The organism is Affinirhizobium capsici (genome assembly GCF_977018625.1).
The window spans coordinates 1,034,413-1,054,739 of sequence record NZ_CDRNXD010000004.1 but is presented as its reverse complement, the minus strand read 5'-3'; the positions used below and the strand labels follow the sequence as shown (position 1 = coordinate 1,054,739).

Below are 20,327 nucleotides of genomic sequence, written 5' to 3'. Positions count from 1 at the left end.
TCATCCCCGCAATATTCCACCTGCGCGCTCAAGCGCCTCTGGTGTATCGACATCCAGATGAGCAGCCTCGCCAATTTCTACATCGACAATCGGCAGGCCGCATGTCTCAATCACCTGCCGCGCACCCACATCGCCTTGCAGAACAGCAATCTCTGAGAATGTGGATCGCGGTAGGATCACTGGATTTCCGCGTTTTCCCGCGGCGGATGCGCGGATGATTGCGTTTCCTTGATGTCTGCGGAAGGCAGAGATGAGCGCCAGCAGATCCTCACAGGTCACGGCAGGCATATCCGCCAGAAGCACCATCACCCCCGCCACATTGGCAAAAGGCTCCGCCTGTAATCCAACTTTAAGCGAACTTGCCATACCGGAAGCAAAGTCTGGATTCCGCACACACTGAAAAGCTAGGTCGGCAAGCGCATCCTCTATGTCATCCGCACGGTAGCCCGTGACGGCGACCAGAGGCCCAGCCTTTGCCTCGAGCGCCCGTAAAGCCATCTGGCGCACGAGCGGTACTCCATCAAATTCTGCCAGCAGCTTGTGGCCCGCTCCACCCATTCGCCGCGCCTGCCCTGCCGCCATCAACATGATACCGACAGAAACTTCTTCGGCCTTACGGTGTGACACCTCTCGCGGCTGCGGCCTGCTTGGAATTTCCATCAACAAACCTCCAACGCCCCAACCTGTGAGCTCCTCTTGTAAAGGCTGCAAACCGCAGAGCAACCGATCCAAAACCCAATCAAAACCGTTCTCTTTCGGCGAGCGCGCACATCCGGGCGCAGCGATGATCGGCACATCCCCCTTGCGTCCCAGCACAAGGAGATTGCCCGGATCAACGGGAAGACCAACCTGATCCACAACTCCACCCGCCAACCGCATCGCACTCGGCAAGACGTCCTGGGCATCACAAACGGCGGAGGCACCAAATAGCACGACCATTCTGGGTCCAGAGCCATCCATCGCGACAAGCGCTTCTTCTATCGCCTGTGAAACCGTGTGTTCATCATGAGCCACACGACGCTCCAAGACGATGACACTGTTCGATGAGGCTAGCCTGCGTTGCAGCAGGTTGGCCGTTTTATCGAGAACCGAGTTCTTCAGAACCGGAAGTTGCGTTTGTATGAGAGCAACTGAATGGGGCCGATAGGCTTCCACATGAATAAACTTGTCTACTGACGCCAAGGCAGATGCAGCTGCTACCTTGTCACCATCCACGGCAAGCGGGATGATTTTGATCGTCGCCACCATGTCCCCCGCCTTGACCGGGGATGCATCTCTCAGGCAGGCGAAGGTAATGGCGGGGTCCACACGGTTAAACGCGTCAACCGCATCTTTGCCGACCCGAAACAGGCCATTGCTGCTGGCATAGAAGTTCACTCGTCCGGTCGCCGGTAACGACGCTTCAATGTTATGCGCCTGAATGGCAGACGCCAATGCGCCTGCCGCATCGTCTTCCGTCAGGTCACCAGGCTCAAGCTTCGCGACCACCACCTCAGCATATCCATTGTCGTGCAGCAGCCGGAGATGTTCAGGTGTCAGGAGCGTTCCTTTGGCCACGCGGCCTTGGCTGTGTGCGATGCCATGAGCGAGGATAGAACCTTCCGCCGCTCCCAGCGGCACAGGCCCGAACTTCATTCGCCTCTCCCGGAGATTGCCCGCGTGCGGAAAGCCTGCACAATCTCTGCCATAATTGCGAGAGCAATTTCTTCGGGGCTTGACGCCCCAATATCTAGGCCGATAGGTGCCCTGATGCGACTGATATCCTCTTCGGTCAGCCCCATTTCCTTGAGCCGCTCTACCCGTTTAGCATGTGTTTTGCGGCTGCCTAATGCACCAACGTAGAAACACTGGCGACGCAAAGCCTCCGCGAGTGCAAAATCATCAATCTTTGGATCATGAGTAACGGCAGCAACGGCAGTATAGGCATCCAGCGGAGTTTCTGTCAGCACCTCCTCGGGCCAGTCAGCGATCAAATTCACGCCCTCAAATCGCTCAGGCGTGGCAAAAGCCGTGCGAGGATCAATGATTGTCAAATCGAAAGAGAGCATGGGTGCAATGCGGGCAAGCGCCTGCGTGATATGAACGGCACCGATGGCGAGAATGCGTGGTGGCGGCAGGTGAACATTGATGAAGACCTCCCCAGCATCTGTTTGATGAACGCCGGATTTGCCGCTCCGAAATGCAGCATCTACCACTGCTGACAAAGCGTTTTCCGTAATTTCATTTTCTTGAATGACGTCCGTTTTGCCGGTTGCCAGATTGGTAAGCACCGCAACAGCCTGGCGCTTTTCTCTCGCCAGGTTGATATGCTCCAACGTTTCCAGTTCCATCAGGCAAGCCTTTCAACATAAACGCGTATGCGCCCGCCACACGAGAGGCCCACGCGCCAAGCGGTCTCATCTGCAACGCCAAATTCGAGAACCTTGGGATGTCCGTGTTCAAGCACCTCCAGCGCTTCTGTGATCACCGCACCTTCCACACAGCCACCGGAAACAGAGCCTTCAAACTGGCCCTCACCATCAATCACCAAATGGCTGCCGATTGGGCGCGGGGCCGAGCCCCAGGTTTCGATAACTGTTGCCAGCGCCACCTCCCGACCTGCCTTTTTCCAGTCTTCTGCAATCATCAAAGGATCAAGCTCTCGCATGGGTTCGGTTCCCTTCCAGAAATCGGCGCGGATCATGGCGCGCACCAGGATTGGCGGCGCTGAGCGCAGCGGCAAGTTCCGCAAGAGAGCTAATGTTGTGCACCGCCCGCAATTCGTCCACATGTGGTATCATCGCCAATACACCTTTTGCCTTTGCCTCAAAGGCATCGAAGCGCAAAAGCGGGTTTAGCCAAATCAAACGCCGCGCACTTTTGTGCAATCGATCCAGCTCGGCACGTAATTCATCTGTCCCTTCACGCTCAAGACCATCCGTCATCAACAGTACAACGGCACCACCGCTCATGACGCGACGGCTCCAGTCTTTGTTAAAGCGGTGCAGAGATGGCCCTATACGCGTCCCGCCAGACCAATCTTCCACAGCATCCACGCAGGCAGCCAATGCCTCATCCGGGTCTCTGTGCCGCAGCATCCGCGTCACATTGGTCAGTCGCGTACCAAACAGAAAGACGTGCATGCGTTTGCGCTGCTCCATCATCGCATGGCAAAACTGGAGCAGAATGCGCGAGTACTGGCTCATCGAACCAGATATATCGATCAGCACCACCAAAGGCGGCTCCCGCCAACGCGCCTGCTTGAATTTCGGCAGCAGAACCTGGCCGCCGCTTCGCATAGCCTGACGCAGCGTTGCCCGTGCATCAACCTTGCCGGGTTTTAGAGCGGGCGTGAAACGACGTGTACGAACGGTCTGCAACGGAAGAGCGAGCGATGCAATCACGCGTCTAGCCTCAGCCAGTTCGGCAGCAGACATTTGGGCGAAATCTGCCTTGCGCAATACTTCCGAGACAGAGGCGGTAAAGCGCGCATCGGTCTCCACCTCCTCCACAAGCCTCTCTGGTTGTGGTTCGCGACGATTGGCAATCAAGGCATCACTAACGCGCGAGGCGGCAGGTCTTGGCTTTTCCTTTTCCTGATCGGCAGCAGCACGTGGCGACATCATCTGGATCATTTTTTCGATCATGTCACGTCGTCGCCAGAACAGGCGAAAGGCCTCATCGAAAACGGCGATGTCCTCGCGCCGCTTGACAAAGATGGATTCGAGTGAGGCCCTGAATTCCTGGCGCGAACCAATTCCTACCAGTCGCGCAGCCTCCACGGCATCCAATGTAGATTGCGGGGAGGTCTTCAGGCCAGCACGTCGTAATACGCGTGAAAAATGGAGGATGTTTTCCGCAAGTTTGCCCTCACCCGGCGGCACCGGCGGCAGGATCGCTCCATCCCGGGCATTGCTTGCGCTCATAGGTTCATCCTGCCGCCCGCAGTTCTGCTTGGACCTCGGAGAGAATACGGGCTCCCTCGCCACCCTTGATGCGCGCTATATCATCCTGGTATTTCAGCAGCGTTCCTAATGTGTCCGCGATTGTTTCCGGGTCGAGCGCGAGCCGGTCCAACTCTGTCAAAGCTGTTGCCCAATCGATCGTTTCCGCAACACCGGGGTTTTTGAAAAGGTCCACTGTTCGCAGCTTTTGAACATACGCGACAATTTCGCGGGAAAGCATATCTGCTGCCTGGGGCACTTTTCGCTTGAGAATGGACATCTCTTGCAATGCATCTGGATAATCCACCCAGTGGTAGAGACAGCGCCTCTTCAGCGCATCGTGCACTTCGCGCGTTCGGTTGGTCGTGATGATCACGATGGGCGGCTCTGCGGCGCGGATGGTTCCAAGTTCCGGAATTGTTACCTGATAATCGGACAGCACTTCCAGCAGAAAAGCCTCGAATGCTTCGTCGGTACGATCCAGCTCGTCAATCAAGAACACAGGAGCGACCTCGCCCGCCCGCGCAAGAGCTTGTAAAACAGGCCTGCGAATAAGGTGTCTTTCGGAATAGATATCGGCTTCGATGCGCTCGCGATTGCCAACACCCGCAGCCTCGGACAGGCGGATATCCAGCATTTGGGCAGGAAAATTCCATTCGTAAACAGCTGACGAGATGTCTAATCCCTCGTAGCACTGCATTCGAATGAGCGGTCTTTGCAGACCCTTTGCAAGTGCCTTGGCAATCTCCGTTTTGCCGACGCCTGCCTCGCCTTCCAGAAACAGAGGCCGTTTCATTTTCAATGCGAGAAAAACAACCGTGGCAAGGCTGCGCCCCGCCAGATAGTCCTGTTCACCCAACATCTCGATAATCGCATCGATGGATGCAGGCATCTGATGCGCGCACTCCTCAGCCATACGTCCTCCCAACGTTCCAGAGGATGCTACAATGCGTGGAAGGAACGGTCCAGATAGATAAGCGGTGAAGCAGGCGGTCCAAGATGCATGGCAACGACGGTGCCGATCATCACGAAATGCGTGGCAATGCGGCGGATCTCCAGCAGCTTGCAATCAAAGGCCGCCACTGCATCGGTCAAAATCGGAGCGCCCGTTGAAAGGGTTGTCCACTGCCCAAGGGAGAAACGATCTTCGATAGGCAGATTTTCGAAACCAGCCAAGGCACGTGCCAGCGGCTGATGATGAACGCCCAGCGCATTCAAGGCGAAGCGCCCGCTTTCCTCAAAAAGCAGATTTTTGGCATTGTCGGCATTCAGGCAAGCAAGGACAGTCGCGGGGCTATCTGAAATTGAGCAGGCTGCCGTCGCCGTCACGCCGCGTCTTACGCCATTCAACTCTGTCGTCACCGCTTGAACATGACCAGCATAACGCGCCATCCCATCCCGGTAGATCGCTGGGTCGACGGCCTCGTTCGGCAGCCTTTCAGAAACTGTCACTCACATCCTCCCGGCGTCTCGCGCCCTGTTTCTACATACACATATGGTTCAAGTGGTTGAGCTTTTCCACGCAAGCCTGCCCCTGTCCATCGAATTCCTTTGACGCCGCCTCCCCAGTCGCTAAATGTGGCGGCATGCGCGAAAGATCGTACGCCAACATAAATCTGATAGGCTTCGCCGCCTTTTCCCTTCTGCTAACGGCACAGCTAGCTGGAGCTACGACAATTGGTGTCGTGGCACCGCAGGCTGGTCCCTACGCCTCACTCGGCGACCAGATAATACGCGGTGCATCCGCCGCACTTGGCGATCAAGACCGTGTCATCACCATTCCTGAGACATGCGAGCCCGGCAGTGGGAATGACATTGCTGAGCGTTTGCGCAATGAGGGTGTGCAAATTGCCATTGGCTTCCTCTGCGTGGAAACGTTGACCGATGCCCTACCCGCTTTGAAGGATAGCCAGATCCCTGCCATGACGGTTTCCGTTCGCTCCCGGCTTCTTTCGGAAGATGGAGAGCGGAACGGTTGGCCATTCTTTCGTCTCGCGCCTGTCGATGGGCAGGAAGCAACGGCTATCTCTGAAGCAATCCTCTCGCGCTGGCAGAACCAGTCTGTTGCTCTGGTCGACGATGGGACGATTTACGCCCGCGATCTCGTTGCAGCGGTACGACAGAAGTTGGAGGCAGGGGGCATCAAGCCAGTATTTGTCGACACGTTCCGTCCGGGTCAGGAACAGCAGTTGGCGCTCGTTCGCAGGCTGGTGAAAGCTGGAGCAACACGCGTGCTGGTTGGCGGAGATCGGGGCGATGTTGCGATCATGGCTCGTGACGCCCAGAAAGAAGCCAGCAATCTGCAGTTCATGGCTGGAGACGTGATGCGGGCTGCCAATCGACCCTTGCCCTTGGCCGATGAGGTCCTTGCAATGGCTCTGCCGGATTATGCCAAGCTGCCGGAAGCGGATGATGCTGTATCGATCATGCGCATCGCCGGCTTCGAGCCCGAAGGCTATGCGCTTCCCGCCTACGCCAGCGTTCAGATTGGGCTTGCCGCGGCTGAAAAAGCCAGAAGCGAAAAGAAGAGCATTGAAAGCGCGCTGCATGAAGCGACATTCAGCACAGCCATTGGCCCAGTCAGCTTTCAGCAAAACGGCGAATTAACCGATAATCCATTCCGACTGCAGGAGTGGCGGCAAAGCAGTTGGATACTGGTGGAACAAACTGCTCAATAGCGGCTCCAATCGCCGTTAACAATGCCTCAAATGCGGTAATTGTGCCTCGCAATCCGCAATGGTAGAGGGCTGTAACGAACTGCCTTGGAGGAATTTGATGTCGTCATCCGTTCTTATTGCACCTTCGGTCCTCGCGGCTGATTTTTCCAAACTGGGACAGGAAGTCCGGGATGTCGTTGCAGCGGGAGCCGATTGGATTCACCTCGACGTGATGGATGGTCACTTCGTTCCCAACATCTCATTCGGCCCTGATGTCATCAAGGCGCTGCGCCCCCATACGGATGCTTACTTCGATTGCCATCTAATGATCGCGCCTGCCGATCCTTATCTGGAAGCTTTCGCCAAAGCGGGTTGCGACAGCATTACGGTTCACGCGGAAGCTGGTCCTCACCTTCATCGCTCACTGCAAACCATCCGTGCGCTTGGCAAGAAGGTTGGCGTCACCCTCAATCCTGCAACACCGCTCTCGGTTTTGGAAAACGTTCTTGATGATGTCGATTTGATCCTTATCATGAGCGTCAATCCAGGCTTTGGCGGGCAGAAGTTCATTCCGGCAATGAACGATAAAATCCGCGCGGCACGTGCGCTCATCGGTCAGCGTCCAATTGATTTGCAGGTCGATGGTGGCATTACCGCTGAAACCATAGGTGCGGCAACAGAGGCAGGCGCCAACGTCTTTGTGGCCGGATCAGCCGTATTTAAGGGCAATAGTGTGGAAAGTTACAAGGCTAATATCGAGGCTCTGCGCAAGGCAACCAAGGGCAACGCGCAGTGATTGAAAGGGCTGACGCGATCAACACATACAGCATCAGCCCCCTTAAACTGGCAATGTTAACACTGGGTTGGGGCGCAGCTTGCGCTCTTCTTCTACTTGTGGCTCTCTTCCAATCGGAACGGTTTGATACCTTTCACCGGGTCTCGCTTCTCATCGTATTTGGGACAGGCGGCGCAGCTGGATGGATCATCGCTTCGCTGTTATTCAGCGTCATCCGAACCAGAATTCGCAATGGTCTTGCTCAATTCCTCTTGGCATGTCTCCTGTTAGCGGGCGCAACACTCTTCGTCACATCTGGCCTGTTTGCCCTTCACTACCGCTCCTTTTATGCGCAGTGGCACGCCGAAGCTTTCACCCGAGACTGGATTCTCCAGTTTATTTTCACCTCCGCATCGGCAGCATATCAGTTCCTCATTGTAGGAACGCGCCTGTTCGGGGTGGCATCCATGCCGGTTTTGCTTGCCGGAAGTGCCATTCTTGCTCGCTCCATGCGTTGAGATTGGCATCTTCCTTTGGTAAAGCGGGCCAACTTTGACAGCTGCAAGGAACGAGCTTAGATGATCCCGCGCTATTCCCGGCCAGAAATGGTCGCCATCTGGTCCCCCGAAACCAAGTTCCGCATCTGGTTTGAGATCGAAGCTCACGCTTGCGATGCTCTGGCTGAGCTTGGGGTCATCCCGAAAGAATCTGCCCGCACTATCTGGGAAAAAGGCGGCGCTGCTGAATTCAACGTCGCGCGCATTGATGAGATCGAGGCTGTCACCAAGCATGACGTCATCGCCTTCCTCACTCATCTGGCGGAATTCATCGGCCCGGATAGCCGCTTCGTTCACCAGGGGATGACATCATCCGACGTTCTGGACACCACGCTGAATATCCAGCTTGTTCGCGCGGCAGATCTGCTGCTGGTGGGTATGGATCGCGTATTGAATGCGCTGAAGACCCGCGCTTTCGAACACAAGGATACGATCCGCATTGGTCGCAGCCATGGCATTCATGCTGAGCCGACGACGATGGGCCTTACCTTCGCCCGCTTCTATGCGGAAATGCACCGCAACCGCGAACGCCTGGTCAACGCCCGTGCAGAAATCGCAACGGGTGCCATTTCCGGCGCTGTCGGCACGTTCGCGAATATCGATCCACGCGTTGAAGAACATGTCTGCGCGAAGCTTGGCCTGCAGCCGGAGCCGGTATCGACGCAAGTTATCCCGCGTGACCGCCATGCGATGTTCTTTGCCACATTGGGCGTGATCGCCTCATCGATCGAGAACGTCGCAATCGAAATCCGCCACATGCAGCGTACGGAAGTTCTGGAAGCCGAAGAATTCTTTTCGCCCGGGCAGAAGGGCTCCTCCGCCATGCCGCACAAGCGCAACCCGGTGCTGACGGAAAACCTCACGGGCCTCGCACGTCTGGTTCGCATGGCCGTGACCCCCGCCATGGAAAATGTAGCCCTGTGGCATGAGCGTGATATTTCGCACTCTTCCGTCGAGCGGGGCATTGGCCCAGATACCACTATTACACTTGATTTCGCGTTGAACCGCCTTGCTGGCGTTATCGAGAAGCTGGTGATTTACCCTGAGAACATGTTGAAGAATCTCAATAAGTTCCGCGGGCTTGTTCACTCGCAGCGTGTACTGCTTGCCCTTACGCAAGCCGGCACTTCGCGTGAAGACGCATATCGTCTCGTGCAGCGCAACGCGATGAAGGTCTGGGAGCAGGGCAAAGATTTCCTGGAAGAATTGCTGGCAGACGAAGAAGTTCGAGCCGCGCTTTCGGAGGAAGCCCTGCGCGAAAAATTTGACCTTGGTTATCACACCAAGCATGTCGATACGATCTTCAAACGGGTCTTCGGCTAATCATACCAAACAAGCGGCGGAAACGATCCGCCGCTTGTTCTCTGACTATCAAAGCAGTTCTTTATTCACAGCGATATCGTGCCTCATCCTTCGCGTCAGCGGCGCCGGATGCTTTCGCGACCTGCGGATATGGGCAATAGATCGTCTTTTTGCCGACAAGTTTACCCGCTTCCTTATTATCAGCGCTGATGCCAGCGGATATCGCGTTTGGTGCCTCGCTCTTTTCAACCCATGCTACCAATGGTGAGAAGAAGTCGAAATCGTCGAAAGACGGACCACCAGCGCCGTGCGGCATACCGGGTATACGGTAGAGGCGAACGAAATCACCTGCCGCATTGGCGTTATTGGCATTAAGCTTCTGGTACCAATTCAGGGTATCAACCACGGAGAACACGGGATCGGCATCGCCGTGAAAGACGATCATCTTGTGGCCAGCATCACGAAATGCATCAAGTTTTGGGTTATCAGAACCTGGCGGGATCATAAACTCCGCAGCCGATTGTTTAAACTCGCCGTGGGTGGCAAATATCTTGGGCGCATCCTTATCGAAGTCGAACTTCGTCAGGAATCCCACCAACTCATCCGGACTTCCGCCAACTGGAACTGGCGGTGTCGTAAAAATCTGTGCCAGTGAAGCGGCACCCATAACGCTGATGATTGGCTTCTTTCCCCACGCTTCCACTGAGCTTTCCAGCTTCCAAGTGCGCCAGTTCATTGATGCCATGCCAGGATCCCAGGTCCAGCGACTATAGAGCGCCTCGCCTTTGCTATTGACTGGTCCTTGATGACTTTTGATAAGGGCCGCCACTTGCTTTTCAGTCAAGCAACCCGATGCGCCATCTTGTTTGCATTGCAGTGTTTTCGGGTCGAATTTTGCCTCGCACGCATCTGCATCTGAAACAAGGCCATCCTCCACACCATCCAGCGTGTCACAGGTCGAGAGAATGGCGCTGGCCACCAGTTCCATGTCCTTGCGCGTGAATGCTTTGGCAAGATCGGCATTCACAGATTGCCAGGCCTGAACGTCCCAAGCATGCTGGATAGCAGCTTTAGGAAGGTTGAAGCCTGGATAGCCAACCAGCAATCCGTCAAAAGCTTTCGGCATCTTGGTCGCCGCCATCAAGGCGTGTCGTCCGCCATTTGAACCGCCCACACCATAGGCGTGGACAACCGCCCTGCCGTAATACTTCTCGATGAATGCGCGAGCTAGAGGTTGAAGCGTGGCAACGGCTTTATAGCCATAGTCCAACCTCGCTTCAGGATCGAAGCCGAACGCTGCACCTCCAGCGATACCTTTTTCAGGGTAGGCTTCACCATCATGGCCCGCATCGCTTGAGATCACTGCAAAGCCTCGAGTAAGCGCATTCTGCTTCTTATCACCACCCAGGAACCGCCCTAGGGCAGGAACGACCACGCCATCATTGCCACCATTGAACTGGTGAACCATGCTGCCATTCCAGTTTTCTGGAAGTCGTATCTCATAACGAATCGAATAGGCTTTCCCGTCGAGACCCTTCCGCTCCGGTGTCGAGCCACGGATCAAACAGTGGGCTACAGGAATATCGTTTGTTGAGGGTGTTGCAATAGCTTCCTTGACCAACAGCCCCCGCACCGCCTTGTCTTTACTAAGTGCGTCCTTGCAACCATTGGCGAAGGCGATATCGGCCATGCAGAGAAGCGCTAAAAACGACACGCCCTGGTAAATCGCTCGCTTCAACCTTTTTCCTCCCAATTTCCTAATTTCCCACTCCCGCAATGCGCAGATCATAACAACCCAATCCGAAAAGGGTAGTATGTGTTACATACAAATTTGAGGTCAAGGGGAGACTTGACGCAAAAGAAATGCGGCAGCACATAAGCGCCATGAAAGCATCAGACGCAGATATCCTCATCGTTCCCGGCTACACCAACTCCGGGCCATCACACTGGCAAAGTCGCTGGGAGTCCAAGCTCCAGACTGCGAGACGTGTAGAACAGGCAGAATGGTCAAAACCGGTTCGGGATGATTGGGTGGCGCGCGTTGCAGAAGAGGTGAACGCTTCCACCCGGCCAGTCGTGCTTGTGGCACACTCCCTCGGCGTACCAACGGCTATCCATGCCATTCCCCATTTTCGCAACAAGGTTGCCGGGGCGTTTTTGGTGGCGCCCCCCGATGTTGCCAATCCGGAAATCCGACCGAAGCACCTGATGACGTTCGGCCCCTACCCGCGTGATCCGCTGCCATTTCCATCGCTCACCATTGCCAGCCGAAATGACCCGTTCGGGAGCTATGAGCATGCAGACGATATTGCCAGTGCCTGGGGTTCGCTTCTGGTTGACGCTGGTGAAGCAGGCCATCTGAATGCTGAGTCTGGCCACGGACCATGGCCAGAGGGGACCATGGTCTTTGCAAAGTTTCTGGCAAACCTCAAATTTTAGAGTTGATATTGACCATCGGAGCGAATCTGCCACTCTGCTCGACCGCAAGTTAAATTAAAGAGCACTTAAAAAGCTCGGCCTATTTTCGTCTTAGATCAGCAACAGGGGTTCGCTGAACGTGGAACTGGGAAATGCGAATCCTGCAGCAGCCCAAGGGCGTTTAGCTGCATTCTTGGAGTGCGTCGACCAGATGCCCTTGGCTACTGCTATTGTGGAGCCGGATCTGGGACGCTTTGTGCACGCCAACAGAGCCTTCAAGGAAACCTGGTTTGTTCCGGGTACCCGCAATCTGGCATCTTTGATCGATCAGGAGCAATTGCCGAAGCTGTCAGCTTTGCTCTCCCCAGTCCCACTGGCGGCAGACACGAGCAGAAGCGAAATCCTACGTATATCGCTCCTATCCGGAGGCGTTGCTTGGGTGCGAATGTTCGCTCGCCTTTTTCGCCTGGATATTGCTGAAAACGCAACGCTCTTGCTCGTTCAGCTTATAGACCTCACTGGCGACAAGCGGATGGTAGACGATCTCGTCACACGCGAAACCCGGTGGAACAGCGCATTGGTCAGTTCAGTGTCCGGGGTATGGGATCACGATTACAGGATGGGGCGCAAATACTATTCACCCACTTGGCGCACCATACGGGGCATGTCCCAAGACGATCCATTGCCACCCTCAAAAGAGGCGTGGCTGGACCTTCTCCACCCAGAAGATCGTGACGCTACGTTGCACGCTATCGAACGACAAGAAGCTGGTGATCCTGATTATCTGGTTTTCGCCTATCGTGAGAAGCACAAGGAGGGCCATTACGTCTGGATCGAATGCCGGGGCGCATGCATCGACCGCGATGAAGACGGACGAGCCATGCGGGTCGTCGGCACCGACACAGACATAACCGAGCGAAAGGAAACGGAGCACAGGGCTGCTCGCGCCACGCGTCGCCTTGAGATGGCATTGGCAATCTCCGGCGTTGGCGTTTTTGAAGCCGACCTCACCTCCGGCGAGGTGGATTGGGACGAACGTATGTACGAGATATATGGTGTGGCACCCTCTGTTGAAATCAATGTCGGGCACACCTGGGAAAGCTTCCTGCATCCCGATGATGCTGAACGCGTTCTTGCCAATGTTGAACAGCACCGCGCTTCGAACGATACTTTTTTGGACGAATATCGGGTTTGCCTCTCAAACGGCACTGAGCGCGTCATCCGCAGCTTCAGCAAGGTTTTCGTTGATATTGATGGACACACAAAGCTGGTAGGAGCCAACTGGGACGTCACCCAGGATGTGCAGATGCGGGAAGAACTGGAGCGCGCAAAGACACTTGCAGAAGCTCGCACGGCAGAACTGGAAGAAACCCGCACTCAAATAGAATATAACGCACTGCACGACTATCTGACTGGTCTGCCGAACCGTCGCTTTTTCGATTCCAAGCTGACGGAGCTCGCTGATACCTGCGCCGCCCAAGGGTCCTCGCTAGGCGTGCTGCACATGGATTTGGATCGCTTCAAGCAGATCAATGATCGATTCGGGCATAGCGCAGGAGATGCTGTACTTTGCCACGCGGCAAAGATTTTGCGCGATGCCGCCGGGCATGAGATTTTCTCCGCGCGGCTTGGCGGAGATGAGTTCGCTCTGGTTACCCCATTTAGCGGCACCACCGATCTGCTTGCAGCACTTGCTGACAGGATCTTGCAAGGCTTCCGGCAGCCCTTTTACCATGCAGGCAACGAGCTTCGCCTTGGTGCAAGCATCGGTATCGCCTGGGCTGCAGGGTCACGAATAGACGAGAAGCAAGTTTTGCAACACGCGGATGTCGCTCTTTACCGCGCCAAGGCAAACGGCAAAAATCGCTTCGAGTATTATTGACCACAGATGGCGAGAATTCAGCGCGTTAGCCGTTGCGCATTTCTTCAGTGATTTCCTTCAGCAATGCATGCATTCGTGACGTAAGCTCAGTGGCATCGAGCACCAGCTTTGCATCTTCGAAATCACGGCCTAGTTTCAGGAGAAGGTCAGCATCTGATGGATGCTCTATGGCCCAGTTTGCAATGCTATCGGCGTAAAATAGCGGATCTTCGCGACCCAAAACCTCAGCCGCCCAGAGACCGACCATGCGGTTTCTGCGAACCTGCGCACGAAAGCGAAAAGCTTCTTCCGTCGAGTATTTCAGCTCTTGCGCCTGCGCGCGTTCTCTTAATGAAATTGTACTCATGCGCCGCTCCGCCTGCAGTCACTACTCAACATAAGAATATGCGTGAGGAATGATGCACTCTAATATTTTCCGAAGCGTATAACAGCACGGTGAATAAATGCCTCTCCTGAGCTTTGGAATGCATCGAAAGGATCAAGCCGCATTGTGAAATGGGAGGATTTCCGTTATGGGACCGCTCAATTGAATTTTCCACAGCGCCGCCTGCGCGCACGAACAACGAGACAAGAAGTCATGAACCGTCGCCGCCGTATCTACGAGGGCAAGGCTAAGATCCTATATGAAGGCCCTGAACCGGGTACGCTGATTCAGTTCTTCAAGGATGATGCCACTGCATTCAATAAGAAGAAGCACGATGTCATCGACGGCAAGGGTGTTCTGAACAATCGTATTTCCGAATACATTTTCACACATCTCAATAAGATCGGCATCCCAACGCACTTCATTCGCCGCCTGAATATGCGCGAGCAGTTGATCAAGGAAGTGGAGATTATTCCGCTTGAGATCGTCGTGCGCAACGTTGCTGCAGGCTCACTGTCTGAACGGCTTGGCATTGAAGAAGGTGTGGTTTTGCCACGCTCCATCATTGAGTTCTATTACAAGTCGGATCAACTGGCCGATCCAATGGTATCGGAAGAACACATCACGGCTTTTGGCTGGGCAAACCCCGCTGAGTTAGATGACATCATGGCGCTTGCCATTCGCGTAAACGACTTCCTTTCAGGACTCTTCCTTGGCGTCGGCATCCAACTCGTCGATTTCAAGATCGAGTGCGGACGTCTGTTCGAAGGCGATATGATGCGCATCATTCTGGCAGATGAAATCTCGCCAGATAGCTGCCGCCTGTGGGACATAGAGACCCGCGAAAAGATGGACAAGGACCGCTTCCGTCGCGATCTTGGCGGCTTGCTGGAAGCCTATTCCGAAGTGGCGCGCCGCCTCGGCATTATCAATGAGAATGAGCCGATCCGTGGCACGGGTCCGGTGCTGGTACAGTAATCTCTCAGGGAGCAATCAGTGATCAAGGCACGCGTAACCGTCACGTTGAAGAACGGCGTTCTGGACCCCCAGGGTAAAGCTATTGAAGGCGCGCTTGACAGCCTCGGCTTTGATGGCGTTCATCAGGTTCGTCAAGGCAAGGTTTTCGATCTGGAGCTCGAAACTTCGGACCGAGCAAAGGCAGAAGAAGAGCTGAAAGCCATGTGCGACAAGCTTCTCGCCAACACAGTCATCGAAAACTACTCGATTTCACTGGTCTGATTGCCCATTTGGAACGGTGTTCCAGTTGAGCTCGCACCTCTCGATCAGGAATGAAGGCGAATATGCATCGCCTTCATCGCGAATTAGAGACTTAACTCCCGCTCCTCCTTTGGAGCTAAGGCAAGGTTGAACGCCCCATGAAGTCTGCCGTTGTCCAATTGCCCGGCCTGAACCGTGACCGCGACATGATTGCTGCCCTCACCCGCATTTCGGGCCAGGCGCCTGTCACTGTATGGCAAACGGAAACAGAAATTCCCGATGTTGATCTCATCGTCATTCCCGGCGGCTTTTCCTATGGCGACTATCTTCGCTGCGGTGCCATCGCCGCGCGGATGCCGGTTATGGATGCCATTCGCCGCAAGGTCGAGGCGGGCGTGAAGGTCATCGGCGTGTGCAACGGCTTCCAGATCTTGGTGGAAGCTGGTCTGCTTCCAGGCGCACTGATGCGCAACAGCTCGCTGAAATTTGTCTGCAAGCAAATCAAGCTTGAAGTTGTGAATGCCGATACTGATTTTACGCGCGCCTATGAGCAGGGTCAGATTATCCGCTGCCCAGTCGCTCACCACGATGGAAATTATTTTGTCGATGACGAAACACTGAAGTCGCTGCAGGATAACGGCCAGATCGTATTCCGTTATGCTGAAGGTACGAACCCCAACGGTTCCCTTCTCGATATCGCTGGAGTCATCAACGCCAAGGGTAATGTCCTTGGCATGATGCCTCACCCGGAAAATCTTATTGAAGCGGCGCACGGCGGAACAGATGGCAAGGGAATTTTCGCCTCTGCCCTGAACGTCATCGCGGCTTAATCAAATCGGAATTCAACATGCGTCGTTTGACATGCAGCCTTGCCCTTTCCGCCATAGTGATTGCGCTGGCCGCATGTCAATCCAGCAAGCCAAAGCCGCCATCAGTCGATCGGGCGGCCTTGCCAACCATGGAACGGGTAGCGCTGGCGGCCAACAGCTGCTGGTTCAAATCCGGCGATAGTGCCTTCAAGGATTACCGCCTCGCACCGGAGTTGAACTCCTTCTCTGGCCGCCCTCGCATTCTCGCAGTTCCGAAACACAGTCCTGAGTCACGTCCGCTCTTGGTGGTCCAAGCGGAAGGCAATCCCGCAAGACTCGATGCATTCGGACCGTTGGTCGATGGCGCGGGCGGTGAGCGAATCAAGCGTGACATTGTCCGCTGGGCAAATGGCGCGAAAAACTGCTGAAGCCAGAACCTCTCCCGATGTCAGTCTATGAAAGCCTTGGTGGTCTTCTTTAGATCGAGATCGTTTCCGACGAGCAACAATAGCCACACAATCCTGCTCCATAGGTGAGTGGTACTGGCAATATTTCTTGCCATTGCGAATTCTTCCCCACTAAGTTCAGCACCTAAGACGATTCTAAGAGCAGCGTGCTGAATCGATACCGGGGGAATAACAGCAGATGAAATTCACAAGCGGCCCTAACTTCCTCCGCGCGTTAACTGCTGCGGCAGCGATACTGACAAGCTCTCAGCTGATCGCAGCCGACATGGCCCCCGCCGGCACCTCGCTGGAAAAGCCATTATTCGATGAAGCGCGCTTCGGTGCATTGGTCGCGACCGACAAAACCTACATGAATGATGAAAAGGGCGCATTCGTTACAGGTATGGTCTTCTTCGATCCTTGGGATCACGACAATGCGCAGGGCTTCCAGAAGTTCATTAGGCCGCGCGTTCACATTGGTGGCGACATCAGCACGGCGGGCGAGGCCAATCAGGTCTATGCCGGTTTCTCCTGGACGGTGCCTCTCGGCCAATACCTGTTCGTGGAAGCTGGTTTCGGTGGAAGCCTGAATGACGGCAAACTTGAAATGGACGGTGGACGAGGCCCATTTCTTGGTTGCCATACGCTATTCCACGAGTATGTCGCAGCAGGTGTAAACCTCAATGAAAATTGGCGCGTTGTGGGAACACTTGAACACTCGTCTCACGCCAACCTCTGCGGCGAGCCAAATAATGGGCTTACGCGCGGCGGCGTCATGGTTGGCTACAAGTTTTAATCGGCTTTAGATACAATCAGAAAATCATATGGGCGCGACAGGAAAATTCCTGTCGCGCCATTTTGTCTTCTAGGCTAAAGAGACGCCAGCCCGGACCGCCTGTAGGGAAGACGATGACTATTTCAAACCATATCGCCATCACACCAGAACTCATTGCAGCACACGGCCTCAAGCCAGATGAATATCAGCGCATCCTCGAATTGATCGGACGCGAACCGAGCTTCACCGAACTTGGCATCTTTTCGGCCATGTGGAACGAACATTGCTCATATAAATCGTCCAAGAAGTGGCTTCGCACGCTTCCAACCAAGGGTCCGCGTGTCATCCAGGGTCCCGGCGAAAATGCTGGCGTGGTGGATATCGATGATGGCGATTGCGTTGTCTTCAAGATGGAAAGCCACAATCACCCATCTTACATTGAGCCCTACCAGGGCGCTGCTACCGGTGTTGGTGGCATTTTGCGCGACGTTTTCACCATGGGCGCACGCCCTGTCGCAGCAATGAACGCTCTACGCTTCGGCGCACCGGATCACCCGAAGACAAAGCATCTTGTTTCTGGCGTCGTTGCAGGTGTTGGCGGCTACGGCAACTCCTTCGGCGTGCCGACTGTCGGCGGTGAGGTTGAGTTCGATTCGCGCTATAACGGCAACATCCTCGTCAACGCCTTTGCCGCTGGCCTCGCCAAGTCGGATGCTATCTTTTACTCAAAGGCAGAAGGCGTAGGCCTGCCCGTTGTTTACCTCGGCGCGAAAACTGGCCGTGATGGCGTGGGCGGTGCGACCATGGCTTCCGCCGAGTTTGACGAATCCATTGAAGAAAAGCGCCCAACTGTGCAGGTTGGCGACCCCTTTACTGAAAAGTGCCTGCTGGAAGCCTGCCTAGAGCTGATGACGACCGGTGCAGTCATCGCCATTCAGGATATGGGCGCGGCTGGCCTCACCTGCTCTGCTGTGGAGATGGGCGCGAAGGGTGATCTGGGTATCGAACTCGATCTCGATAAGGTTCCCGTCCGTGAAGAGCGCATGACGGCTTATGAAATGATGCTTTCGGAAAGCCAGGAGCGCATGCTCATGGTTCTTCGTCCTGAAAAGGAAGAGGAAGCAAAGGCAATATTCGTGAAGTGGGGTCTGGATTTCGCGATCGTCGGCAAGACCACGGATGACCTGCGCTTCCGCATCATCCATCAGGGCGAAGAGGTCGCAAACCTGCCGATCAAGGAACTGGGCGATGAAGCGCCGGAATATGATCGTCCATGGCAGCCATGGAATGCACGCGCTGCGCTTCCTGCTGATCAGGTTCAGGCACCTTCAGACTATAATGAGGCCCTGCTTAAGCTCGTGGGTTCCGCTAATCAATCCAGCCGCCGTTGGGTATACGAACAATACGATACCTTGATCCAGGGCAATTCGCTTCAACTGCCAGGTGGCGATGCCGGTGTCGTGCGCGTTGAAGGGCACGCCTCCAAGGCGCTCGCCTTTTCTTCGGATGTAACCCCCCGCTATGTGGAAGCAGATCCGGTAGAAGGCGGCAAGCAGGCCGTTGCGGAGTGCTGGCGCAATATCACCGCTACCGGCGCAGAACCATTGGCGGCAACTGACAACCTCAATTTTGGCAACCCGGAAAAGCCGGAAATCATGGGCCAGCTGGTCGGTGCAATTCAAGGCATTGGCGAAGCCTGCCGCGCATTGGATTTCCCCATCGTGTCCGGCAATGTCTCCCTGTATAACGAGACCAATGGCATTGCTATTCTGCCCACACCAACCATCGCAGGTGTTGGCCTCCTGCCCGATTGGTCGAAGATGGCGAGAATTGGCACCGCCAACGATGGTGACGTCCTCATCATGATCGGTGTTGATGGTTCGCACCTCGGCTCATCCATCTACCTGAGAGAAATTCTCGGCTCAACGGAAGGTCCAGCGCCAGTTGTCGATCTGGCGGCCGAGCGTCGTCACGGTGATTTTGTTCGCAATATCATCCGCAATGGTCAGGTAACAGCCTGCCATGATATTTCTTCGGGCGGCTTGTTGTTGGCTCTTGCAGAAATGGCAATGGCCTCACTGAAGGGTGCGCAACTTTCACTTGATGAATGCCGCGGTCAACCGCATGCGGTTCTTTTCGGTGAAGACCAGGCCCGCTACGTGATTGCTGTTCCGGCAGACCTTGCAAACTTCGTGCGCGCCAGCGCCGAATCCGCAGGCGTTCCGTTCCGCACGCTCGGCAGGGTGGGAGGCGAGGCTCTCGTGATCGCGGACCTCGTAAATGTTAAGGTGACAGAACTGGTCAACGCGCACGAAAGCTGGTTCCCCACGTTTATGGCGTGACATCTCTCAAAACTCTTTGAGAATCCGGTAGAATTTGGCAATCTGGCAAAAAACAAGCATAGCCTGACTAGGAAGGAATAAGCCAATGCCGATGCGTCCCGGTGAAATTGAAGACATGATCAAGGCTGGGATTCCGGGTGCTAAAGTCACGATCCGGGATCTCGCTGGCGATGGGGATCACTACGCAGCGGAAGTGGTTGCAGAAGCGTTTCGCGGCAAAAGCCGCGTGCAGCAGCACCAGATGGTGTACGAAGCATTGAAGGGTAATATGGGCGGTGTATTGCATGCTCTTGCGCTTCAGACCTCAGCACCTGAATAGGCCGCTTAGTACAGGATCATCCATCATCGGAATTGATGACATCCAGTCGATTACTTGACTGGAAATCCAAATAATTCATGTTATTTAGAACACGATAAAGTCCGGACCTTGAACCCGGATGAGAAAGGAAGTCGGTCATGAGCGGAATTCATCAGCTGATCGAAAGCGAAGTGAAGAGCAGCGACGTCGTGCTTTTCATGAAGGGGACGCCGCAGTTCCCGCAGTGCGGTTTTTCCGGCCAAGTGGTCCAGATTCTGGATTACCTTGGCGTGGATTACAAAGGCGTCAACGTTCTCGCGGATCAGGAGATCCGTCAGGGCATCAAGGATTATTCCAACTGGCCAACAATTCCCCAGCTTTACATTAAGGGTGAGTTCGTTGGTGGCTGCGATATCGTCCGTGAAATGTTCCAATCCGGAGAATTGCAATCGCATTTTCAGGAACAAGGTATCGCCGTTCGCGGCGCTGCCTGAACGGCCTCTTGCTGGTTCAATCCGGCATCATCTTTTTAAGATCGAGGCGTCGCACACCTGCGGCGCC

Annotated in this window: 22 protein-coding genes; 14 read left to right on the top strand and 8 right to left on the bottom strand. The window is 55.0% G+C overall.

Annotation, left to right across the window (positions count from 1 at the left end):
- From AC0JZ1_RS08495 to AC0JZ1_RS08470, 6 genes are read right to left on the bottom strand one after another with little or no spacing between them, the layout of a single operon-like run.
- Complete coding sequence (locus AC0JZ1_RS08495; protein WP_471881949.1) at window positions 1–1,635, bottom strand: NTP transferase domain-containing protein; 1,635 nt, start codon at window positions 1,633–1,635, stop codon at window positions 1–3.
- Window positions 1,632–2,330: an XdhC family protein gene (locus AC0JZ1_RS08490; RefSeq protein ID WP_471881948.1), complete on the bottom strand. Its 699-nt coding sequence runs from the start codon at window positions 2,328–2,330 to the stop codon at window positions 1,632–1,634. The genes AC0JZ1_RS08495 and AC0JZ1_RS08490 overlap by 4 nt, the downstream gene beginning before the upstream one ends.
- Window positions 2,330–2,647, bottom strand: a complete 318-nt coding sequence (locus AC0JZ1_RS08485; RefSeq protein WP_471881947.1) for an XdhC family protein — start codon at window positions 2,645–2,647, stop codon at window positions 2,330–2,332. The genes AC0JZ1_RS08490 and AC0JZ1_RS08485 overlap by 1 nt, the downstream gene beginning before the upstream one ends.
- A complete protein-coding gene (locus AC0JZ1_RS08480; protein WP_471881946.1) occupies window positions 2,634–3,905 on the bottom strand; it encodes a vWA domain-containing protein in 1,272 nt (423 codons plus the stop codon). The genes AC0JZ1_RS08485 and AC0JZ1_RS08480 overlap by 14 nt, the downstream gene beginning before the upstream one ends.
- 4 nt (window positions 3,906–3,909) lie before the next feature.
- Window positions 3,910–4,839 (bottom strand): AAA family ATPase, encoded by a 930-nt coding sequence (locus AC0JZ1_RS08475; RefSeq protein ID WP_471881945.1) that lies wholly within the window; start codon window positions 4,837–4,839, stop codon window positions 3,910–3,912.
- Window positions 4,840–4,865: 26 nt separating this feature from the next.
- Window positions 4,866–5,315 (bottom strand): flavin reductase family protein, encoded by a 450-nt coding sequence (locus tag AC0JZ1_RS08470; RefSeq protein ID WP_471883396.1) that lies wholly within the window; start codon window positions 5,313–5,315, stop codon window positions 4,866–4,868.
- 194 nt (window positions 5,316–5,509) lie between these two features.
- On the opposite strand from AC0JZ1_RS08470, the gene AC0JZ1_RS08465 reads away from it, so the two are divergent.
- From AC0JZ1_RS08465 to purB, 4 genes are all read left to right on the top strand, one after another.
- Window positions 5,510–6,601, top strand: coding sequence for a branched-chain amino acid ABC transporter substrate-binding protein (locus AC0JZ1_RS08465; RefSeq protein ID WP_471881944.1), 1,092 nt, complete (start codon window positions 5,510–5,512; stop codon window positions 6,599–6,601).
- Between the two features lie 97 nt (window positions 6,602–6,698).
- Entirely contained in the window at window positions 6,699–7,376 is a 678-nt protein-coding gene (rpe, locus tag AC0JZ1_RS08460; RefSeq protein ID WP_471881943.1) for a ribulose-phosphate 3-epimerase, read from the top strand.
- 53 nt (window positions 7,377–7,429) lie between these two features.
- Entirely contained in the window at window positions 7,430–7,873 is a 444-nt protein-coding gene (locus AC0JZ1_RS08455) for a hypothetical protein (RefSeq protein WP_471881942.1), read from the top strand.
- A gap of 60 nt (window positions 7,874–7,933) precedes the next feature.
- Complete coding sequence (purB, locus tag AC0JZ1_RS08450; RefSeq protein ID WP_471881941.1) at window positions 7,934–9,235, top strand: adenylosuccinate lyase; 1,302 nt, start codon at window positions 7,934–7,936, stop codon at window positions 9,233–9,235.
- A gap of 61 nt (window positions 9,236–9,296) precedes the next feature.
- Here the strand turns inward: purB and AC0JZ1_RS08445 are convergent, their stop codons facing one another.
- The gene (locus AC0JZ1_RS08445; RefSeq protein ID WP_471881940.1) at window positions 9,297–10,952 is read right to left on the bottom strand and encodes a tannase/feruloyl esterase family alpha/beta hydrolase; all 1,656 of its coding nucleotides are present in this window, start codon (window positions 10,950–10,952) and stop codon (window positions 9,297–9,299) included.
- Window positions 10,953–11,098: 146 nt separating this feature from the next.
- Here AC0JZ1_RS08445 and AC0JZ1_RS08440 point away from each other — a divergent pair, with 146 nt between their 5' ends.
- Window positions 11,099–11,653 carry an RBBP9/YdeN family alpha/beta hydrolase gene (locus tag AC0JZ1_RS08440; RefSeq protein WP_471881939.1) on the top strand — a complete coding sequence of 185 codons (555 nt, stop codon included), beginning with the start codon at window positions 11,099–11,101 and terminating at the stop codon, window positions 11,651–11,653.
- Between the two features lie 190 nt (window positions 11,654–11,843).
- On the top strand, window positions 11,844–13,514 hold the full coding sequence (locus tag AC0JZ1_RS08435; RefSeq protein WP_471881938.1) for a diguanylate cyclase domain-containing protein: 1,671 nt from the start codon (window positions 11,844–11,846) through the stop codon (window positions 13,512–13,514).
- Window positions 13,515–13,539: 25 nt separating this feature from the next.
- Here AC0JZ1_RS08435 and AC0JZ1_RS08430 read toward each other — a convergent pair whose 3' ends face one another.
- Window positions 13,540–13,860, bottom strand: coding sequence for an ATPase inhibitor subunit zeta (locus tag AC0JZ1_RS08430; protein WP_471881937.1), 321 nt, complete (start codon window positions 13,858–13,860; stop codon window positions 13,540–13,542).
- A gap of 231 nt (window positions 13,861–14,091) precedes the next feature.
- Between AC0JZ1_RS08430 and purC the strand changes: the two genes are divergently transcribed.
- From purC to grxD, 8 genes are all read left to right on the top strand, one after another.
- A complete protein-coding gene (purC, locus tag AC0JZ1_RS08425) occupies window positions 14,092–14,856 on the top strand; it encodes a phosphoribosylaminoimidazolesuccinocarboxamide synthase (RefSeq protein ID WP_471881936.1) in 765 nt (254 codons plus the stop codon).
- Window positions 14,857–14,874: 18 nt separating this feature from the next.
- Complete coding sequence (gene purS / locus AC0JZ1_RS08420; protein ID WP_471881935.1) at window positions 14,875–15,117, top strand: phosphoribosylformylglycinamidine synthase subunit PurS; 243 nt, start codon at window positions 14,875–14,877, stop codon at window positions 15,115–15,117.
- A 137-nt stretch (window positions 15,118–15,254) separates the two neighbouring features.
- Window positions 15,255–15,926 carry a phosphoribosylformylglycinamidine synthase subunit PurQ gene (gene purQ / locus AC0JZ1_RS08415; protein ID WP_471881934.1) on the top strand — a complete coding sequence of 224 codons (672 nt, stop codon included), beginning with the start codon at window positions 15,255–15,257 and terminating at the stop codon, window positions 15,924–15,926.
- 17 nt (window positions 15,927–15,943) lie between these two features.
- A complete protein-coding gene (locus tag AC0JZ1_RS08410) occupies window positions 15,944–16,333 on the top strand; it encodes a hypothetical protein (RefSeq protein ID WP_471881933.1) in 390 nt (129 codons plus the stop codon).
- Window positions 16,334–16,550: 217 nt separating this feature from the next.
- Entirely contained in the window at window positions 16,551–17,147 is a 597-nt protein-coding gene (locus tag AC0JZ1_RS08405; RefSeq protein ID WP_471881932.1) for an acyloxyacyl hydrolase, read from the top strand.
- A gap of 113 nt (window positions 17,148–17,260) precedes the next feature.
- Window positions 17,261–19,468: a phosphoribosylformylglycinamidine synthase subunit PurL gene (gene purL, locus AC0JZ1_RS08400; protein WP_471881931.1), complete on the top strand. Its 2,208-nt coding sequence runs from the start codon at window positions 17,261–17,263 to the stop codon at window positions 19,466–19,468.
- A gap of 85 nt (window positions 19,469–19,553) precedes the next feature.
- On the top strand, window positions 19,554–19,787 hold the full coding sequence (locus AC0JZ1_RS08395) for a BolA/IbaG family iron-sulfur metabolism protein (RefSeq protein WP_471881930.1): 234 nt from the start codon (window positions 19,554–19,556) through the stop codon (window positions 19,785–19,787).
- A 137-nt stretch (window positions 19,788–19,924) separates the two neighbouring features.
- Window positions 19,925–20,260, top strand: coding sequence for a Grx4 family monothiol glutaredoxin (gene grxD / locus AC0JZ1_RS08390; RefSeq protein WP_471881929.1), 336 nt, complete (start codon window positions 19,925–19,927; stop codon window positions 20,258–20,260).
- Window positions 20,261–20,327: the final 67 nt, after the last annotated feature.

Excerpts from the sequence above, each read along its gene's own strand:
- AC0JZ1_RS08455 (WP_471881942.1), top strand. The coding sequence starts at position 7,430 with ATGTTAACACTGGGTTGGGGCGCAGCTTGCGCTCTTCTTCTACTTGTG.
- AC0JZ1_RS08475 (WP_471881945.1), bottom strand. The coding sequence starts at position 4,839 with ATGGCTGAGGAGTGCGCGCATCAGATGCCTGCATCCATCGATGCGATT.
- AC0JZ1_RS08490 (WP_471881948.1), bottom strand. The coding sequence starts at position 2,330 with ATGGAACTGGAAACGTTGGAGCATATCAACCTGGCGAGAGAAAAGCGC.
- AC0JZ1_RS08465 (WP_471881944.1), top strand. The coding sequence starts at position 5,510 with ATGCGCGAAAGATCGTACGCCAACATAAATCTGATAGGCTTCGCCGCC.
- purB (WP_471881941.1), top strand. The coding sequence starts at position 7,934 with ATGATCCCGCGCTATTCCCGGCCAGAAATGGTCGCCATCTGGTCCCCC.
- AC0JZ1_RS08440 (WP_471881939.1), top strand. The coding sequence starts at position 11,099 with ATGAAAGCATCAGACGCAGATATCCTCATCGTTCCCGGCTACACCAAC.
- AC0JZ1_RS08480 (WP_471881946.1), bottom strand. The coding sequence starts at position 3,905 with ATGAGCGCAAGCAATGCCCGGGATGGAGCGATCCTGCCGCCGGTGCCG.
- AC0JZ1_RS08495 (WP_471881949.1), bottom strand. The coding sequence starts at position 1,635 with ATGAAGTTCGGGCCTGTGCCGCTGGGAGCGGCGGAAGGTTCTATCCTC.
- purQ (WP_471881934.1), top strand. The coding sequence starts at position 15,255 with ATGAAGTCTGCCGTTGTCCAATTGCCCGGCCTGAACCGTGACCGCGAC.
- AC0JZ1_RS08430 (WP_471881937.1), bottom strand. The coding sequence starts at position 13,860 with ATGAGTACAATTTCATTAAGAGAACGCGCGCAGGCGCAAGAGCTGAAA.
- AC0JZ1_RS08410 (WP_471881933.1), top strand. The coding sequence starts at position 15,944 with ATGCGTCGTTTGACATGCAGCCTTGCCCTTTCCGCCATAGTGATTGCG.
- purL (WP_471881931.1), top strand. The coding sequence starts at position 17,261 with ATGACTATTTCAAACCATATCGCCATCACACCAGAACTCATTGCAGCA.
- AC0JZ1_RS08395 (WP_471881930.1), top strand. The coding sequence starts at position 19,554 with ATGCCGATGCGTCCCGGTGAAATTGAAGACATGATCAAGGCTGGGATT.
- AC0JZ1_RS08405 (WP_471881932.1), top strand. The coding sequence starts at position 16,551 with ATGAAATTCACAAGCGGCCCTAACTTCCTCCGCGCGTTAACTGCTGCG.
- AC0JZ1_RS08485 (WP_471881947.1), bottom strand. The coding sequence starts at position 2,647 with ATGCGAGAGCTTGATCCTTTGATGATTGCAGAAGACTGGAAAAAGGCA.
- rpe (WP_471881943.1), top strand. The coding sequence starts at position 6,699 with ATGTCGTCATCCGTTCTTATTGCACCTTCGGTCCTCGCGGCTGATTTT.
- AC0JZ1_RS08435 (WP_471881938.1), top strand. The coding sequence starts at position 11,844 with ATGCCCTTGGCTACTGCTATTGTGGAGCCGGATCTGGGACGCTTTGTG.
- purC (WP_471881936.1), top strand. The coding sequence starts at position 14,092 with ATGAACCGTCGCCGCCGTATCTACGAGGGCAAGGCTAAGATCCTATAT.
- grxD (WP_471881929.1), top strand. The coding sequence starts at position 19,925 with ATGAGCGGAATTCATCAGCTGATCGAAAGCGAAGTGAAGAGCAGCGAC.
- AC0JZ1_RS08470 (WP_471883396.1), bottom strand. The coding sequence starts at position 5,315 with ATGGCGCGTTATGCTGGTCATGTTCAAGCGGTGACGACAGAGTTGAAT.